Annotated in this window: 12 protein-coding genes; 3 read left to right on the top strand and 9 right to left on the bottom strand. The window is 59.6% G+C overall.

Going from position 1 to position 16,057, the window contains the following annotated elements; all coding sequences use genetic code 11:
* Positions 1–112 precede the first annotated feature (112 nt).
* Positions 113–724: a flavin prenyltransferase UbiX gene (locus tag CF137_RS21125; RefSeq protein ID WP_139721481.1), complete on the bottom strand. Its 612-nt coding sequence runs from the start codon at positions 722–724 to the stop codon at positions 113–115.
* Entirely contained in the window at positions 721–2,091 is a 1,371-nt protein-coding gene (mpl, locus tag CF137_RS21120) for a UDP-N-acetylmuramate:L-alanyl-gamma-D-glutamyl-meso-diaminopimelate ligase (RefSeq protein ID WP_139721479.1), read from the bottom strand. Before mpl ends, CF137_RS21125 begins: the two co-directional genes overlap by 4 nt.
* A 185-nt stretch (positions 2,092–2,276) precedes the next feature.
* On the opposite strand from mpl, the gene CF137_RS21115 reads away from it, so the two are divergent.
* Positions 2,277–2,978 carry a phosphatase PAP2 family protein gene (locus tag CF137_RS21115; RefSeq protein WP_139721477.1) on the top strand — a complete coding sequence of 234 codons (702 nt, stop codon included), beginning with the start codon at positions 2,277–2,279 and terminating at the stop codon, positions 2,976–2,978.
* 70 nt (positions 2,979–3,048) lie between these two features.
* Here CF137_RS21115 and galE read toward each other — a convergent pair whose 3' ends face one another.
* From galE to barA, 7 genes are all read right to left on the bottom strand, one after another.
* On the bottom strand, positions 3,049–4,062 hold the full coding sequence (gene galE / locus CF137_RS21110; RefSeq protein ID WP_139721475.1) for a UDP-glucose 4-epimerase GalE: 1,014 nt from the start codon (positions 4,060–4,062) through the stop codon (positions 3,049–3,051).
* Positions 4,063–4,157: 95 nt separating this feature from the next.
* Positions 4,158–5,147, bottom strand: a complete 990-nt coding sequence (locus tag CF137_RS21105) for an FAD-binding oxidoreductase (RefSeq protein ID WP_139721472.1) — start codon at positions 5,145–5,147, stop codon at positions 4,158–4,160.
* A 121-nt stretch (positions 5,148–5,268) separates the two neighbouring features.
* Positions 5,269–6,918, bottom strand: a complete 1,650-nt coding sequence (gene hcp / locus CF137_RS21100; protein ID WP_139721470.1) for a hydroxylamine reductase — start codon at positions 6,916–6,918, stop codon at positions 5,269–5,271.
* 231 nt (positions 6,919–7,149) lie between these two features.
* Positions 7,150–7,617, bottom strand: a complete 468-nt coding sequence (locus CF137_RS21095) for a Dps family protein (RefSeq protein WP_101348091.1) — start codon at positions 7,615–7,617, stop codon at positions 7,150–7,152.
* 146 nt (positions 7,618–7,763) lie between these two features.
* Positions 7,764–8,639: an N-acetylmuramoyl-L-alanine amidase gene (locus CF137_RS21090; protein ID WP_139721468.1), complete on the bottom strand. Its 876-nt coding sequence runs from the start codon at positions 8,637–8,639 to the stop codon at positions 7,764–7,766.
* A gap of 35 nt (positions 8,640–8,674) precedes the next feature.
* Positions 8,675–9,154, bottom strand: a complete 480-nt coding sequence (locus CF137_RS21085) for a YehS family protein (protein WP_139721466.1) — start codon at positions 9,152–9,154, stop codon at positions 8,675–8,677.
* 95 nt (positions 9,155–9,249) lie between these two features.
* A complete protein-coding gene (gene barA / locus CF137_RS21080) occupies positions 9,250–11,961 on the bottom strand; it encodes a two-component sensor histidine kinase BarA (RefSeq protein WP_139721464.1) in 2,712 nt (903 codons plus the stop codon).
* Between the two features lie 153 nt (positions 11,962–12,114).
* Here barA and rlmD point away from each other — a divergent pair, with 153 nt between their 5' ends.
* Together rlmD and relA are read left to right on the top strand one after the other, a co-directional pair.
* A complete protein-coding gene (rlmD, locus tag CF137_RS21075) occupies positions 12,115–13,437 on the top strand; it encodes a 23S rRNA (uracil(1939)-C(5))-methyltransferase RlmD (protein ID WP_139721462.1) in 1,323 nt (440 codons plus the stop codon).
* 277 nt (positions 13,438–13,714) lie between these two features.
* Positions 13,715–15,928, top strand: coding sequence for a GTP diphosphokinase (gene relA / locus CF137_RS21070; RefSeq protein WP_139721460.1), 2,214 nt, complete (start codon positions 13,715–13,717; stop codon positions 15,926–15,928).
* Positions 15,929–16,057 lie beyond the last annotated feature (129 nt).

Below are 16,057 nucleotides of genomic sequence, written 5' to 3'. Positions count from 1 at the left end.
GTTACGGGAAGGGAGTGAATATCAAAGCGTGTCTGCATGAGGCGCTGGGGCACCCCATGCAACACGTAATTGGGACATAGCCTTTTTTTATGGCCGGATGGGGCGGGTCACCTCAGTGGTGGCCATAGCCCCAGCGGCTGGTCAGTGCATGCTCGACACCCAGATGATCGAGGATGCGGGCGACCATAAAGTCCACCAGATCTTCGATGCTTTTCGGCTCATGATAGAAACCGGGGGCGGCGGGCATGATGGTCACCCCGAGCCGCGCCAGTTTCAGCATGTTCTCCAGATGGATTGCCGAGAAGGGGGTTTCGCGGGGCACCAGAATCAGCTGGCCGCGCTCCTTGATCACCACATCCGCCGCCCGCTCCAGCAGGTTGTCGGAGGTGCCGTTGGCAATGGCCGAGACGGTGCCCATGGAGCAGGGGCAGACCACCATCTGCTTGGGCGCCGCCGAACCGGAGGCCACCGGCGAGAACCACTCCTCCTTGCCGCAGGCGACGATCTGCCCATCTTTGGCACCATACTGGCGACAGAGATAGGCCGAGAGCTCTTTCGGCGAGCCGGGCCACTCCTGCTGCTGCTCGGTCTTGAGTACCACACGAGCCGCCGAGGAGGCGAGCAGGTAGACCTTATAGTCCGCCTGCACCAGACACTGGAGCAGACGCAGGGCGTAGGGGGCGCCGGAGGCGCCGGTCAGCGCCAGGGTGATTGCTTTGTTCATAGTTCGCCGTGGTAATCCTTGAGGCGGGCGATCAGCTTGTCATGAATCCCGCCAAAGCCGCCGTTGCTCATGATCAGAATATGGTCGCCATCGCGGCTCTCGGCCACCAGCCGGTTGATCAGGGGCTCCAGATCGTTGAACACCTTGGCCGGTCGGCTCATGTGGGTGGTCACCTCGCCGAGATCCCAGCCGATGTTGGGGGGCTGGAAGAAGAACACCTCGTCGGCACCATCGAAGCAGCCTGCCAGCTCTTCTTTGTGCACTCCGAGCTTCATGGTGTTGGAACGCGGCTCCAGCACCGCCAGAATACGGGCCGCACCCACCTTGGCGCGCAGGCCGCCGAGGGTGGTCTCGATGGCGGTGGGGTGGTGGGCAAAGTCGTCATAGACGCTGATACCGGCCACCTCGCCCTTGAGCTCCATCCGCCGCTTGGGGGATTTGAACTGGCAGAGGGCTGCTATGCCGTGCTCCACCATCACACCGGCATGGCGGGCGGCGGCGATGGCCATCAGACCATTGTTGACGTTGTGCTCGCCGATGCACTCCCAGTGCACCTCGCCCTGCTTCACGCTATCCAGCCACACCTCGAAGGCGGAGCCGTCATCGGCCAGCTTGACCGCCTTCCACTTGGCGTCGTCCTGACCCACCAGCTCCACCTCGCTCCAGCAGCCCATCTTGCGTACGGCGGTGAGGTTGTCATCAGCTTGCGGGAACAGCACCCGGCCGTTGCTTGGCACGGTGCGCATCAGGTGGTGGAACTGGCGCTGGATGGCGGCGAGATCCGGGAAGATGTCCGCGTGATCGAACTCCAGGTTGTTCATCACCAGAGTGCGCGGGTGGTAGTGAACGAACTTGGAGCGCTTGTCGAAGAAGGCGCAGTCATACTCGTCCGCTTCGATGACGAAGAAGGGGGCAGAGCCGAGACGGGCCGATACCGGGAAGTTGCCGGGCACGCCGCCGATCAGGAAACCGGGTTCCAGCTTGGCGTACTCCAACACCCAGGCCAGCATGCTGGCGGTGGTGGTTTTGCCGTGGGTGCCGGCGACGGCCAGTACCCAGCGATCCTGCAGCACATGCTCCAGCAGCCACTGGGGGCCGGAGATATAGGGCAGATTGCGGTCCAGCACATATTCAACACAGGGGTTGCCACGGCTCATGGCATTGCCGATCACCACCAGATCCGGCGCCGGATCGAGTTGGGAGGGGTCATAGCCTTCGGTCAGCTCGATGCCCTGTTGCTCGAGCTGGGTACTCATGGGGGGATAGACGTTGGCATCAGAACCGGTCACCCGGTAACCAAGCTGTTTTGCCAACACCGCCAGACCACCCATAAAGGTGCCGCAGATCCCGAGAATGTGAATATGCATACCGCTTCCTTTCGCAGTAAAGGGAAGTGCGCATTCTAGCAAGGTGACAGAAATTTGGCAGACCCAAGGAGATCACTGGCTGGATTTAACTTCGTTAGCTTTATTTGGAGCTTGATTTCAGCTGGAATCGCCTTAAAATGCCTCGTTTTTGTGATGGCTGTCGCATATTTCTGGGGAGAGTCTGTATGGGCAAGTTTTTGCTTTGCTATCTGGTCGGTGGTCTGGTGGCCATCAGTTGGGCTGCGCTGCCAGCTCATGGTCCCTGGGACCAATGGGACCTCGCGATTTTTCATACCGTTAACGGCTGGCTCGGGCAGTCGGCGCTGTGGGCCGATCTGGTGGCTATCACCAATAACCGGCTGTTCGATCTGGCGGTACTGGCCTGTATGGGGCTGATCCTGGCCCGCAGTTTCTTCGCCCGGGATCTGGCGGGTCGTCGCCAGCTGGTGGCGATGGGCATAGTGATGTTGCTGAGCGCACTGGTGATCAACCAGCTTGGTCACAGATTGCCGGTGGCGCGACCCAGCCCGACCCTGATGGTGGCCGATGCGCTGCGGGTGACCCAGATCAGCGGCATTCCGACCAAGGACTCTTCCGGCGATAGCTTCCCGGGGGATCACGCCCTCTTTTTGATGATCTTCGCCGGTTTTGCCCTGCGCTATCTGCCGCGCTGGGCGGGTGTCACCGCATTGCTGATGGTGCCAATCTTTTCCGCGCCGCGCATTCTGGCGGGCGCCCACTGGTTTACCGACGTCTATGTCGGCGCGCTGGGGCTGGCGACCCTCTGTCTGCCCTGGTTGCTGCTGACTCCGCTGGCGGATCGGCTGATTGGGCGAATTGTTCCCTATCTGGCTCCGTTGCCACTGCTGCGCAGCCAGACCAGCTGAGTCACTGCCGCAAAATAAAACGCCCCGACATCTTGATGTCGGGGCGTTTTGTTATCAGCCCGCTAGATCATCAGCCTTGATAGCCGTTCGGGTTGTTGCTTTGCCAGCGCCAGGTATCGACCATCATCTGCTCCAGACCGCGCTCTGCCTGCCAACCCAGCTCGGCACGGGCCAGCGTCGGTTCGGCCCAGCACTCGGCGATGTCGCCCGGGCGGCGGGGTTTGATCTGGTAGGGAATGGGGCGGCCGCTGGCTACCTCGAACGCCTTGACCATCTCCAGTACCGAGTAGCCCTGACCGGTGCCCAGGTTGTAGGTGAAGACGCCGCTGTTGCTCTTGATGCGCGCCAGTGCTTTCAGGTGGCCGATGGCCAGATCCACCACATGGATGTAGTCGCGCACACCGGTGCCATCCGGGGTTGGGTAGTCGTTGCCAAATACCCCCAGCTCCTTGAGCTTGCCGACACCGACCTGGCTGATATAGGGCAGCAGGTTGTTGGGGATGCCGTTGGGGTCTTCACCAATCAGGCCGCTATCATGGGCGCCGACCGGGTTGAAGTAACGCAGCAGCACGATAGCCCAGCGGGGATCGGATTTGGACAAGTCACGGAGGATCTCTTCCACCATCAGCTTGGAGCGACCGTAGGGGTTGGTGGCGCTGGTGGGGAAATCTTCCCGCAGCGGTACCGAAGCGGGATCGCCATAGACGGTAGCCGAGGAGCTGAATACCAGCCGGAAAACGCCAGCCTTGGCCATCTCTTCGCACAGCACTAGAGTGCCGCTGATGTTGTTCTGGTAGTAGGTGAGCGGGATCTGGCTTGACTCACCGACCGCCTTGAGACCGGCGAAGTGGATCACCGATTCGATCTGGTGGTTGGCAAACAGTTGCTGCAGACAGGCTCTGTCCAGCACATCCCCTTCGACGAAGGTGACCGGCTTGCCGGTGATCTGCTCGACCCGCTTGAGTGACTCCGGTGAGGAGTTGGAGAGGTTGTCGAGTACCACGACCTGTTGCCCCGCGCTGAGCAGTTCAACCAGGGTGTGGGAGCCGATATAGCCGGCGCCGCCTGTGACCAGTATTGTCATTTTTTATCCCGTGTTCTGGTGAAACTGGGGGCAGAGTCTAGCGCCCCTGCCCACTTGGGAAAAGGCTGGGATACCGATGACGCCTTCACCACGTCTCAATAATCGAGGCTGATATCCCCCTTGGCACAGCAGGAGCAAGCCAGAGCAACGCCGCGCTCCAGATCATGCGGGCTCAATGTCATCACGCTCAGGCGCTCGATGTCACCTGTGGTGGTGCAACGACAGCTGCCACATACCCCGGCGCGACAAGCCGCCATCATGGTTTCACCCGCCGCTTCCAGCGCCGCCAGCAGGGTCTGGCCCGGCAGGATTTTCACTTTCTTGCCGCTCTTTTTTAGGGTCAGCCAGAAGTGGTCGCTGGTGGTTGTGGCGGGCTCTGCTGGAGGAAGGCCAAAGGATTCCTGATGCAGTTGCTCTGGCGGCAATCCCAGCTCCGTCAGCATGGTTCTGACCGCCGCCATATAGGGCGTGGGGCCACAGAGATAGACATGGCGAGCGAGCAGATCAGGGGCCAGTTCGGCCAGCATGGCGGGGGTGAGGCGACCAACCCAGGGGTGACCTGAAGGGGCCTGTTCCAGGATCAGGGCATGCCGTACACCGGGATGGGCCTCGGCCAAGGCTGCCAGCTCGTCGGCGAAGATCACATCCGCTGGCGAACGTGCGCTGTGGAGAAAGTGGATGTTTGCATCCGGCCGTTTGGCGAGCTCGTCTCGCACCATGGCCCACATGGGGGTGATGCCGGAACCGGCACTGAGCAGCAGCGGCCGTTCGCAGGGCAAGGCGGTCAGATTGAAATCGCCGAACGGGCCATCAGCCCTTATTTGATCACCCACCTGCAAGGTCTGGTGCAGATGGCGGGAGACCCGCCCCACCTCCTTGATGGTCACCTGCCAGTATGAATCCTGCGGGCTGGAGGAGAGGGTATAGGCACGGCACTCCGGCTGGCCATCAATCTCGGTATGCAGGGTGATGCACTGGCCAGCCAGTACGGGAGGGAGGCTGCCTGCAACCGGCGCCAGCTGCCAGCTCACCACATCGTGGGTGTTCTGTTGGCGGCCAATACAGGTGAGGGTGAGAGCGGTCATCACAAGGCTCCTTGGGTTTGATAAGGTTTGAAACAGTTTGAAAAACGTCTGATGAAAAAGCCGGATCCAGAAAAAAGGCGAGCCGGGCGGCTCGCCAAACGCTTACAACATGAGGTGCTGATCAGGCTGCCAGGATCTCGGCCAAGTCAGCCTCGGCCGTAGTGGTCCCTTTCAGGCCAAACTGCTCCTCCAGCACCTTGAGCAGAGCCGGGGTGAGGAAGGCGGGGGCGGTCGGGCCGGTACGAATGTCTTTCACCCCGAGGGAGAGCAGGGTGAGCAGAATGACGATGGCTTTTTGCTCGAACCAGGAGAGCACCAGGGTCAGCGGCAGATCGTTGATGCCGCACTCGAACGCCTCGGAGAGCGCCAATGCCAGCTGAATGGCGGAGTAGGCATCGTTGCACTGGCCCACGTCCAGCAGGCGCGGAATGCCGCCAATGTCGCCAAAGTCGAGCTTGTTGAACTTGTACTTGCCGCAGCCCAGGGTGAGCAGCAGGCTGTCTTTTGGTGCAGCCTTGGCAAATTCGGTGAAGTAGGCGCGCTCGGCCTTGTCGCCATCACAGCCCCCCACCAGAAAGAAGTGGCTGATCTCCCCGGCTTTTACCTTCTCAATCACCGCGGGGGCAGCCTGCATCAGGGCGTTGCGGGCAAAACCGATGGTGATGAAGTGCTCGAGCTCGGTGTGTTTGAAGCCATCTAGTGCCAGTGCCTTGGCAATCACGGCGGAGAAATCATCCCCCTCCAGATGGGTTACGCCTGGCCAGCCGACGATGGAGCGGGTGAAGATGCGATCTGAGTAGTTACCCACATTCGGGTCGATGATGCAGTTGGAGGTCATCACCACGGCGCCCGGGAAGTTGGCAAACTCCTTCTGCTGGTTCTGCCAGGCGGAGCCGTAGTTGCCCACCAGATGGGGGTACTGTTTGAAGAAGGGGTAGGCCAGCGCGGGCAGCATCTCACCGTGGGTGTAGACATGAATGCCGGTGCCAGCGGTCTGCTCCAGAATGAGCTTGAGATCCACCATGTCGTGGCCGGAGACCAGAATGCACTTGCCGGGGATCGGCGTGACCCTGACCTGGGTCGGTTCCGGATGGCCGAAGGCGCTGGTTTCACCCAGATCCAGCATCTCCATGATCTTGAAGTTGAGCTGACCGATCTCCATAGCGCAACTGAATAGCCGACCCATTTCGTTCGGGTCTGTGCTGAGCCAGCTCATGATGCGGTGGAATTCGGCGGCCACCTCGTCACTCTGTTGATCCAGCACCCGGGCGTGCTCCATGTAGGCGGCGGCGCCTTTGAGGCCGTAGAGGCAGAGCAGGCGCAGCCCCATGATGTCCTCGTTCACCTCACTCTTGCCCCGATTAGGGGCGGCAGGTGCGGCATGGGCGAGCTGTTCCAGCAACTCGGCGCCGGGCTCGAAGTGGGCGGACTGCGGCAAATCGTTGGCCTGCACCGCCATGGCGGTCAGACGATCGGCCAGCTGCTGGCGATAAGCGAGGGCCTGATTGACGTAAGCCACGATGCGGGCGGAGTCAAAGTTGACGTTGGTGAGGGTGGCAAAGAAGGCCTTGGGCACGAAGGCATCGATTTCGCGGTCGATGATGTTGTGCTCGCGGGCGGCCTGCGCCCAGGCGCTGAGCCCTTGCAGGGTATAGATCAGCACATCCTGCAGATCCGAGGTTTCCGCCGTTTTGCCACACATACCTTGTGCGTAGGCACAGCCATTGCCAGCCGGGGTACGAATTGTCTGTTCACATTGCACACAAAACATTATGCCTCTCCTAATTGGACATTTCAGTTGTCTGTTTTGTGGTGATTCTATTCCCCTCACGAAAAACTTAATAGGCATTCAATTTGCCAATTAAGGTTCCCTTGATGCAGATCAAAAACAAAAAAGCCGCCCAAACAGGGCGGCAAGCGGGTGGATAACAGGAGAGACAACGCTGGTTTACAACAAGGGTTTATAACGATTTCTTGCAACAACACTCATTTTAACAATGGGTTAGGCCAGGTAAGCACGCAGCATCCAGACCAGTTTCTCCTGCTGTTGCACATAGTCGGAGAGGATGGAGGCGGTGCCCTCATCACCGGCTTCGGCGGCCTGCCCCAGAATGCGGCGCTGGGCGACCAGCAGTTCACGGAAGCTCTCCAGCAGCGATTCGACACAGGCGCGGCCATCGTGCAGCCCCTTTTGCTCGGGGATGGCAGAGACTTTCAGATAGTCGCTGAAGCTGTGCATGGGCACGCTATCCAGCGTCAGGATCCGCTCGGCCAGGGTATCGACTTTGAGCAGCAGGTCGTTGTAAATCTCTTCAAATTTCAGGTGCAGTTCGAAGAACTGGTTGCCACGGATATTCCAGTGGAAGCCGCGCACGTTCATGTAGAGGATCTGGTAGCTGGCCAGCAATTTGTTCAACTCGGCTGCCAGGGCTTGTGATTGAGCAGTATCAAGACCAATCGGGCTTTTCATCATTCACCTCCAGATGTGGAAATCGGTTTGAAATTGTCTTTCGGAACGCAGTAAGAGTAACGCCTTGCAAAATAGAGGGACAATTGCTCGTGGCTAACGGTTTGATAGCTAATGGCTATCAAACCGTACGTAGTAGTGCGGGGGGATCAGGAGAAGTATTTTTCGAGCAGCGCCATCAGGATGGCCTGACATTCGCGGTCCGCTTCGCTATCGACTTTGCTGGCTCGAAAGTGGAGCTGAAAGGCGCGCATCACGGCGCGGCTCTGCTCATCCCACTGGCCAGTCTGGGGCAGACCGTAGCCGTAGCGGGCCAATTGCTGCTGCCACATGGCCACATCCCAGTCAGGCAGGGGGCTGGCCAGCAGCTCGGCCACCCTAGCTTCGTCGGGCCAGGCGCCGACCCCGTATTCCAGATAGAGCTGGCGCCAGGGGAAGTGGGGGCCGGGGTCCTGTTTGCGCTCGGGGGCGACATCGCTGTGGCCCAGTACCTGAGTGGCCGGGATCTGGTAGCGGGCGACCAGCTCCCGGCTGAGGGCGCCGACGGCGGCAATCTGCGCCGGGGTGTAGGGTTGCCAGCGCCGCGCATCGGGGGCCAGCGGCTCATCTTCTGGTGGATAGCCGAGGTTGACGATCTCGATGCCAAGGGAGCTGGCATTGAGCCCGGCATATTGGTGCCAGCGGCTGCGCCCTGCATGCCAGGCGCGTTCGCTGTCCGGCACCAGCTGATAGATCGGCAGCGGGGTCTCGCGGTTTTCGCGGGGGATCAGGTAGTGGGCGCTCACCTTGTGCTCCGGCTCGGTCAGCAGGCGCAGGGAGTTGGCATCATCTTCGTCGGTGTAATGGAGGATCAGAAAGGCGATGCGGGCGTTCTGGTTGGCACTTTGATGGCGGGTAGAGAGCTGATACTCGGCCGGCGTGCAGCCGCCCAGCAGCAAGAAGAAGAGGGGGAGTAACAAGCGCCAGCGCCATCCCCCTGCTGCAGCCGGTCCGGTGAGCGTGGTAAGAGTGAGTCGCTGGCGCATGTCGGGCTCTCTGGATCGGTCAGCCGCGCTGCTTGTTAGCCGCGGTACTTGGCAGTGAGGCCGATCAGGAAGTTGCGCAGGATCTGATCCCCGCAATCCTGAAAGTGCTTGTGATCCTTGGAGCGGAACAGGGCACTGAGCTCGGATTTGGAGAGGCTGAAGTCGGCGAGCTTGAGGGTGCCGAGCATATCCTCTTCTTTGTAGTTGAGACCAATGCGCAGCTTGCGCAGGATCAGGTTGTTGTTGATCCGGTTCGGGATCACCTGGGCGGGGGCATCCGCTCGCACACCACGGCGGGCAATGATGAAGCCATCCAGAAATTGGCTCAGGGCCGCATCGGGGCAGGCCACATAGCCTGCTTCTTGCTCTTCCCCTTCCGCCGCTTCTTTCATCAGCCAGCTGTGCAGATCGGTGTGGGTGACCGGCAAGTTGCCTTTGGCGAACATGTCGACCATCTCATCGTTGCTGATGGTGAGGGCGTAGCGCAGACGGCGCAGAATATCGTTGTTGGTCATGATGACTCCTGTTTAAACGGCGCAACTTTACCATCTGGCGGCCCCCGCGTCAGAAAAAGCGGGGACCGATACAGTTTCAATCAAGCAAATTGGCGTCAGGGAAGATAGCGGGGTGCCTCCTGACGCACCAGTTCCAGCGCATCCTGCAGCTCCAGCAGTTCGGGCTCCAGCTCGCTGACCACCATGCCGTCACGCAGTTGCTGCTCCAGCTGGGAGAGTAGCCGCTGCAAGCCGGGTACGCCGGAGTAGGCGCAACCACCGTTAAGGCGGTGGATCTGGGTCAGCACCTCCTCATCTGCAACTTCACTCGCCAGCGCGGCATCCAGCACTGGCTCGACTTCGTCGAAGTTGGCCAGCAGCATGGTCAGCATCTCTTTGGCGAGATCCTCTTTCCCCGCCGCCTGACGCACCGCCAGTGCCCAGTCGATCTGCTGGGCACCGTCATTCTGATGACGACGATGGGCAAAATCGGTGATCAGCTGGGCCAACATGCTCTCGTCGATGGGCTTGGTCAGATAGTCATCCATCCCCTGGCGGATCAGCCGCTCCCGTTCACCGGGAATGGCGTGGGCGGTCACCGCCACGATCGGGGTGGTGGTGTTGAGTGACTGGTTGCGGATCGCCTGGGTGGCGCTGATGCCATCCATGATCGGCATCTGGATATCCATAAAGATGATGTCGAATGGCTGGCTGCGGGCCTGTTTGACCGCCTCTTTGCCGTTCTTGCACACCACCACCTGACTGACCATCTCCTTGAGCATGGCGGCGATCAGCTTGAGGTTGGCGGCGTTGTCATCCACCGCCAGCACCTTGATCGGCTGCAATGGGTGGTGGGCGGGCTGCGCTGGCAGTTTGTGGCGGCTCGCTTCCGGTGAGAGCAGGGCGTGCAGCAGCTTGCGATGGTTGACCGGTTTGGAGAGGCAGTGCTGGGCACCGTGGGCCAGCATAGCTTCATAGAGCGCCGGTTCGTGGCTGCTCAGCAGCACTATGGTGTTCTGCTGCTGCCCGCTCAGGCTGTCGAGCCGCTGGAGCACTTGCTGCGGTATGTGTCGGGTGCTGCTGCCGATCAGCACCATATCCTGATCGCTTATCGCGGGCCAGGGGGCGTCAATGGCCAAGGGGTGCACGTCGAGCTGCCACTCGGCCAGCAGTGCAAGCAGCGAGGCCTGGGCGAAGGTGTCCGGTTCCAGCAGCCAGAGCCGTTTACCCTGAATACGATCCAGCGGCAGCTGGTCGGTTTGAGGCAGCGGTGAGACCTCCACATCCAGACTGAACGAGAAGGTCGAGCCCTGGTCCAGTACCGATTCAAAACGGATCTGGCCACCCATCTGCTGGACCAGCTTCTGGGTGATGACGAGTCCCAAGCCCGTGCCGCCGTAGCGGCGAGAGATGGAGGAGTCGGCCTGGTTAAAAGCCTGGAAGAGCTGGCGCTGTTGCTCTGGCGAGATGCCGATGCCGGTATCGCGGATCTGGACGTTGAGTCTCACCTTGTGGTGGCCACTGCCGATCTGTTCGATATGGACATCTACGTTGCCCTGCTCGGTGAACTTGATGGCGTTGCCAGTGAGGTTGGTCAGCACCTGTTGCAGCCGCATGGGGTCACCGGTGAGGGTGTCCGGTACGTTCGCATCCACCCGTAACGACAGTTCCAGCTGTTTGTCGTGGGCACTGGGGCCGAGCAGATGCATGGTTTCGTTGAGGGTGTCGCGCAGGCTGAATGGAATGTGCTCCAGCTGCAGCTTGCCTGCCTCCAGCTTCGAGAAGTCGAGGATGTCGTTGATGATGCCAAGCAGGTTGCGCGCCGACTTCTCGATGGTCTGCATGTAGTCGGTCTGGCTCGGGGTCAGGCTGGTTTTCAGCAACTGGCGGGTGAAGCCGATGACGCCGTTGAGCGGGGTGCGTAGCTCGTGAGACATGTTGGCCAGAAACTCCGATTTGACCCGCGCCGCCTCCTGCGCCCGTTTCTTGGCCATGTCGAGCTCGACGTTCTGGATCTCAATCTGTTCCAGCGTTTCTCGCAGATCCGAGGTGGCCTGATCGATATTCTGTTGCATCTCTTCGTGATATTCGGAGAGCGCCTTGGCCATGGCGTTGATGCCGTTTTTCAGCATATCCAGCTCGCCGGTGAGCTGACCGCTGACCCGGGTATCGAGCCGCCCCTCCCTGATCTTGTGCACCGCCTGCACCATGTTGGTGATGGGCTGGGTCACGCTCTTGACCAGCCGGAAACCAAACAGGGTGCTGAAGGCGACGCCGATGATCACCATGATGATGGCGAAGAAGGTATCGCGGTACTGCAGCAGCATGGCCCGATCTGTGGTCATCTGCATCGCGATATAACCGATCATCGGTGGCTCGGCATCGCTGGGCAGCGGGAAACCGTCCATGCTGGTTTCGGCCTGGATCGGGGTGCGCAAAATGATGTCGTCCCCCTGCAAGGTGATGCTGGTCAGATCCGGGATCGGCACCCCATCTGGCAATCTGAGCCGGGTGAAATCCCGGTGATAGTTCGAGGTGACGAACAGCTGATTGTCCTGGGTGAAGACAGCGATGGACTTGATCAGCGGAGAGTTTTTGCGGTGGGTCAGGCCAATCAGCCGTTTGAGGGACTCGCGGCTGTGCTGGGTCATGCCATATTCACTGGCAATCGCCAGGGGTTCAATGATGTTGATCCCCTGATCGATGAGGTTGTTTTCCAACTGCTGATAGCGGTGGAAGGTAAAGTAACCGGCCATCAGGCCACCGATGATCAGGGTGGGCAAAATGGTAAAGGCGAGAACGCGTGCTCTCAGGCCATATTTGGTCATACGAACAGGTCACCAGTGAACTGGATTGGCGATAGGGTCGATGGCAATACACGGGCTCTGTGGCCGTATTTGGTCATACTATTATTCTTGTGGGACAATACCCAGCTGCAGATTCCACAATCATGACATAGCCACCTATAGGCACCAAGTTTTATGGCCCAGTTTTTCAAGCCCCAAAAGAAGTCAACCCAGCTCCAACGTATTGAATTTACGATAGACAGTCTGGATCATCATTGCGTCGGTATTGGTCGTCACCAGGGTAAGGCGATCTTCGTTGAAGGGGCGCTGCCCGGCGAGGTCGTCAAGGCTCGTATCACCGAAGACAAGAAACAATATGGCCACGCGGCGTTGCAACAAGTGGTAACGCCAGCGGCCAATCGCATTGCCCCCTTCTGTAGCCACTTCCGCGAGTGCGGCGGTTGCAATGCCCAGCAGATGTCAGTGGCCGATCAGCAGAGTGCCAAGGCAGCGGGACTGGTCAGTCTGTTCGAGCGGTTGGGCAATATTCAGGCCCCGGCACTGGATCCGGTACTGACCGGTGAAGATCGCGCCTACCGCCGGGTCTGTCGACTGGCCATCAAATTTGACAAGAATGGTCGCTGCACCCGGGTCGGTTTTCGCCGTCGCAACAGCAACGATTTGGTTGAAATCGACGGCTGTCCGGTGCTGACCGCACCGCTCTCGGCACTTATCCCGCCGCTGCGTGAGTGCCTCAACCGGCTCAAGAGCCAGCGTGAGTTGGGCCACGCCGAGCTTATCCAGGCCGAGCAGGGGATCTTGATGCTGCTGCGCCATACCGGTCGCCCCAATGAGGCGGATCGCGCCCTGCTGGTGGCGTTTGCTCAGGCTCAGGGGATCGACCTCTACCTGCAGGCGGCGGATGAGCGTATCGAAGCACTACAGCAACAATTTTCCCCGTCCTACTCACTGGATGGCCTGTCTCTTGCATTTGTTCCCGGTGATTTCATTCAGGTCAATGGCCCGATCAACCAGAGCATGGTTGAGCAGGCGTTGGCATGGCTCGGCGCGACCAAAGATGACAAGGTGCTCGATCTGTTCTGCGGCATAGGTAACTTCACCTTGCCACTGGCCCATCAGGCCCGGGAAGTAGTCGGTGTCGAAGGTGAGCTGGCCATGGTGCAGCGGGCTGAAGAGAACGCCCGTCGCAACGGCATCACCAATGCCCGTTTTTACAAGGCGGACCTGAGCGGTGACATCGTCGGCATGTCCTGGGCGCGGGAAGGGTTTGATCTGGTGCTGCTGGATCCGGCTCGCCCCGGTGCGCTGGAAGTGATGGGACACGTAGTGAAACTTTCCCCCAAGCGGGTGGTCTATGTCTCCTGTAACCCGGTCACCCTGGCTCGTGACAGTCAGGTGCTGGTGAAAGGGGGCTACCGTCTGGTGCGTCTCGGCATGCTCGACATGTTCCCTCACACTGGCCATCTGGAATCCATGGCGCTGTTTGAGCGGACCTAGGAAACGGCTTCCCAGATGCTCCGCAGTGGCCATCTGGGGTCTTTGGTTCGGTTGCGCGAGAGCGACAAAAGTCCACCCTGTGTTACAGCTTGGCGCTGTTTGGGCTGTCGTGATTGGGGTAAGCTAGGCACTCGTACATAGGTAGGGTCGGTGGGGCTACTCTATTGTCTTTTTTGACAATATGCCTTGAAAAGCACCCTGAACATCCCCATTTGACGCAGTCTCATGAGGAGAGAAAGCGCTAGCTTTCGGCCCGATAATTTAAAGGATTGATACCATGGTGGCGGTTCGCGATATTCATTTGAAAGATAACTTCACTCTGGAGGAGTGGGTTGGCTCACTCGCACTGAGTGACAGTGACAAAGATCAGCTGCGAACCGTTTACCAGTATTGTCTGACGCTCGGAGACGAAGCCCTCACCAGCCGCCTGCTGGTGCGTGGCGTCGAGATGGCGGGCATCCTGTTGATGCTCAGCATGGATCTCGGCACCCTCAAGGCTGCGATCATCTACCCCTTCGTCGAGGCGGGTCTCATCAGTCAGGAGCGGATGGACGAAGACTTCGGCCCCAAGATCGCCAAGCTGGTGGAAGGGGTGCTGGAGATGGAAGCGATTCGCTCCCTGCAGACCCTCCATCGCAGTGAAACCTCGCCGGAACAGGTCGATAACGTGCGCCGCATGTTGCTCGCCATGGTCGAGGATGTGCGCGCCGTGGTGATCAAGCTGGCGGAGCGGATCGCCTGCCTGCGGGAAGCAAAGAAGGCTGATGAAGAGACCCGGGTCTTGATGGCTCAGGAGATCACCAACATCTATGCGCCGCTGGCCAACCGGCTCGGCATCGGCCAGCTCAAGTGGGAGCTGGAAGATCTCGCCTTCCGTTACCTGCACCCGGACACCTACAAGCAGATCGCCAAGCAGCTCGATGAAAAGCGTCTTGATCGGGAGCGTTACATCCGCGAGTTTGTGCAATCGCTGCGAGATGGCCTCAAAGAGGCGGGGGTCGAGGCTGAAGTCAACGGTCGTCCGAAACACATCTACAGCATCTGGCGCAAGATGCAGAAAAAACACCTCGAATTCAACGAGCTGTTCGACGTGCGTGCGGTACGGGTAGTGACCAAGCGGCTGCAGGATTGCTATGCGGCGCTCGGCATCGTGCATACCCACTTCCACCATATTCCCCGTGAGTTTGACGACTATGTCGCCAACCCCAAACCCAACGGCTATCAGTCGATCCATACCGTGGTGGTCGGGCCCGAAGGCAAGACCGTCGAGATCCAGATCCGTACCGATCAGATGCATCAGGATGCGGAGCTCGGCGTAGCGGCTCACTGGCGCTACAAGGAAGGGGCTCATGCGGTCAACAAGGCCAACAACTTCGAAGACAAAATTGAGTGGCTGCGCAAGCTGCTTGCCTGGCAGGAGGATCTTTCCGAGAGCGGTTCCCTGCTCGAAGATCTGCGTAGTCAGGTGTTCGAAGATCGGGTCTACGTCTTCACCCCGAAAGGGGATGTGATCGACTTGCCAGCAGGGGCGACTCCGCTCGACTTTGCCTATCACGTCCACAGCATGATCGGCCACCGCTGCATTGGTGCCAAAATTGATGGCCGCATCGTGCCGTTCACCTATGCGTTGCAGACCGGCGATCAGGTTGAGGTGATCACCCAGAAGGAGCCGAACCCGAGCCGCGACTGGATGAACCCCAACTCCGGTTTCCTGCGCTCCAGCCGGGCGCGGGCCAAGGTGGCGACCTGGTTCAAAAAGCTGGATCGGGACAAGAATATCGTGGCCGGTCGCGAGCTGTTCGAGAAAGAGCTGGATCGCCATAACCTCAGCATGTCCAAGATCGACAAGGGCAACATGCTGCGCCGCTTCAATCAGGAGAGCACCGACGATCTGCTGGCCGGTATCGGCAGTGGCGATATCCGCATCAACCAGGTGCTCAACTATCTCGACACCTGCTACAACAAGCCGACGGCGGAGGAAGAAGATCGCCGCCTGCTGGAGAAGCTGGAACAGAAGGCCAATGCGCCGCTGCGCCACAAACCCAAAGATCACATAGTGGTGGAAGGGGTCGGCAACCTGATGACCCATATCGCCCGCTGCTGTCAGCCGATCCCGGGAGACTCCATTCAGGGCTTCATCACCATGGGGCGCGGCGTCTCGATCCACCGGGAAGATTGCGAGCAGCTCAAGGAGCTGTCACGGCGCAATCCGGAGCGGCTGATCGATGCGGTGTGGGGGGAGAACTACTCCGGCGGATACGGCCTTACCATCCGGATCATCTCCAACGATCGCTCCGGCTTGCTGCGTGATATCACCACAGTGCTGGCAAACGAGAAGATCAACGTGATGGGGGTGCGCTCGCGCTCGAATATGCGTGAGCAGACCGCCGAGATCGACATGGAGCTGGAGATTTACAACATCAACGCCTTCAACCGGGCGTTGGCCAAGTTGAGCCAGCTTAACGATGTGATCAGCGCCAAGCGTCTCTGATTGTCATCAAGCCCCAACTCGTGACCGGCCGCTAGGTCGGTCACTGTTTTTCTCCTGTGGTACGCATCAACAAGCGAATATCCCGTGTCCCAGCGTTACGACCGCTCTCACTTGCTCGACATGAGATTG

The organism is Aeromonas sobria, from assembly GCF_006243315.1.
Classification (GTDB): domain Bacteria; phylum Pseudomonadota; class Gammaproteobacteria; order Enterobacterales; family Aeromonadaceae; genus Aeromonas; species Aeromonas sobria_A.
Note: the sequence above shows the minus strand (reverse complement) of the source record. Positions and strands in the feature narration are given on the sequence as shown.

Coding starts and splice junctions, on each gene's coding strand:
- CF137_RS21125 (WP_139721481.1), bottom strand. CDS start 724: ATGAACAAAGCAATCACCCTGGCGCTGACCGGCGCCTCCGGCGCCCCC.
- mpl (WP_139721479.1), bottom strand. CDS start 2,091: ATGCATATTCACATTCTCGGGATCTGCGGCACCTTTATGGGTGGTCTG.
- CF137_RS21115 (WP_139721477.1), top strand. CDS start 2,277: ATGGGCAAGTTTTTGCTTTGCTATCTGGTCGGTGGTCTGGTGGCCATC.
- galE (WP_139721475.1), bottom strand. CDS start 4,062: ATGACAATACTGGTCACAGGCGGCGCCGGCTATATCGGCTCCCACACC.
- CF137_RS21105 (WP_139721472.1), bottom strand. CDS start 5,147: ATGACCGCTCTCACCCTCACCTGTATTGGCCGCCAACAGAACACCCAC.
- hcp (WP_139721470.1), bottom strand. CDS start 6,918: ATGTTTTGTGTGCAATGTGAACAGACAATTCGTACCCCGGCTGGCAAT.
- CF137_RS21095 (WP_101348091.1), bottom strand. CDS start 7,617: ATGAAAAGCCCGATTGGTCTTGATACTGCTCAATCACAAGCCCTGGCA.
- CF137_RS21090 (WP_139721468.1), bottom strand. CDS start 8,639: ATGCGCCAGCGACTCACTCTTACCACGCTCACCGGACCGGCTGCAGCA.
- CF137_RS21085 (WP_139721466.1), bottom strand. CDS start 9,154: ATGACCAACAACGATATTCTGCGCCGTCTGCGCTACGCCCTCACCATC.
- barA (WP_139721464.1), bottom strand. CDS start 11,961: ATGACCAAATATGGCCTGAGAGCACGCGTTCTCGCCTTTACCATTTTG.
- rlmD (WP_139721462.1), top strand. CDS start 12,115: ATGGCCCAGTTTTTCAAGCCCCAAAAGAAGTCAACCCAGCTCCAACGT.
- relA (WP_139721460.1), top strand. CDS start 13,715: ATGGTGGCGGTTCGCGATATTCATTTGAAAGATAACTTCACTCTGGAG.